Here is a 1,638-nt window from a genome sequence, read left to right on the forward strand (position 1 = left end):
GTCGTGTCCAGCGCGCCCGCTGAGGTCAGTCGCGTCGCGAATTCGTAGTTGATCAGGTCCGGCGTGTAGTAGCCGGCGATGTACGCGCGCCCGGTCGAGTCGAGACGGATTCGTTCACCGCTGTTGCTCTTTCCGAAGTCGATCAACGTCCGTCCGCCGGAGCCATACGTGGGGTCCAGCGCGCCGGTTGTCGTCAGGCGGAGGGCGACCAGGGACGAGCCCAGAACGATGGGTGATCCGTTGTTTGCGTATCCGGTCGCGACCAATTTGCCGTCCGGCTGCAGGGCGGCGTCGCTCACTGCGCCGTATGACCATGCCGCGCCTCGCGGGGCAAGGATCACTCCGTACGTGTATGGATTGCCCGTGTAGCCGGGCTGGACACTGTGGAATGTCGTATCCACGACACCGCCGGAGTCGATCCGCACGAATCCGAGCGCGTACACGTAGACCTCAACGCCGAGCCCGTTGTCGCCCTTGCCCTCGATGCCTCCCGAGATGATCATGCTGCCATCCGGTTGCAGGCTCAGAGCATTGCCCCAGCTGTCCCAGCTGTTGTCGGCGAGCGGAGTCGTCACACGGCCGTCGCCCCCGAACGTCGCGTCGAGCGCTCCCGTGGGCTTGAGCCGGATCACGCCGGCCATGCCCACACCTGGTGAGAGATACACGCCGCCCGCGAGCAGGATGTCCCCGTCGGGCTCGATCGCGAGCTGCTTTCCGCGATCGGTTCCTGCGCCGGCCGAGACCGCAATGCAAACGATTCCGTTCCCGGCGCTGGGTCCACAGGTGTTCCCCGCGTCTCCGTCAAACGAGTCGTCGAGCACTCCGTCTTCATCAAGCTTCGCGACGACGAACTCAAAATTGTTTCCGCTGACGACGCGCTCGCCGCCGACGATTATCGAGCCGTCGCTCAGGAGCTTCACTGAGTAGGCGCTCGAGGAGTTCGCGGTTGGCACATCGATCTTCGCGACGCCATCTCCGCCGCCGAAGGCCGTGTCGAGCGAACCGTCGGTGTTGAACCGCTGCACCGCCATGTCGGTCGGACTCGACATGAACTGCTCATATCCGGCGGTAACGATCTTCCCGTCAGGCTGCACGGCAATCGCCTGATTGGAATAGCCGTAGTTCGTTGGTGCAGCAGGACTGGAAAGCCCACCGATCCCGAAAGTCGGATCCAGCGCGCCAGGCGCTGCTCCGGCAAAGGATGCAGTCAGGAGGAGGATCGTGGCGCTCAAACCGGCCAGCGTGGCCACACGAAGTTTTTTAGACATCAAACAGTTGTACTGGATACCCCCGCGTAACAAGAATCACGGGATGGAACAGGTGTCCGCTAGTCCGGAAAGGTCGCAAATTGCGACCCACCTGTCGCACCGGGTGTGAGAGGTCATCCGCAATTTGCGTAGTTCAGGCAGCGCGGGACCCGCGTGAAAGTAGGATGGCGCGATGGCAGCAGTGGGCGCAGTCGTGATCATGGCCGGGGGCAAGGGCACCCGCATGCGCTCATCCGTGACCAAAGTTCGCCATCCCGTAGGTGGATTGCCGATGCTGGTTTACCCCGTTCTCGCCGCGCAACACGCCGGTGCCGAACGCGTGGTTGTGATCACCGGCCCCGACGACGACTTCGCCGACATCCTTCCCGAG

At 63.3% G+C, this 1,638-nt stretch carries 2 protein-coding genes; one reads left to right on the forward strand and one right to left on the reverse strand.

Translation table 11 applies throughout. The features are described 5' to 3' along the window. Positions 1 to 1,250: delta-60 repeat-containing protein (locus ACRDUX_RS26580; RefSeq protein ID WP_526418138.1), on the reverse strand; the 1,250-nt coding region annotated here is incomplete at its 3' end. Between the two features lie 190 nt (positions 1,251 to 1,440). On the opposite strand from ACRDUX_RS26580, the gene ACRDUX_RS26585 reads away from it, so the two are divergent. Further along, positions 1,441 to 1,638: NTP transferase domain-containing protein (locus ACRDUX_RS26585; protein WP_526418140.1), on the forward strand; the 198-nt coding region annotated here is incomplete at its 3' end.

The sequence above is a fragment of the Mycobacterium sp. genome, from assembly GCF_050701675.1.
Taxonomy (GTDB): domain Bacteria; phylum Actinomycetota; class Actinomycetes; order Mycobacteriales; family Mycobacteriaceae; genus Mycobacterium.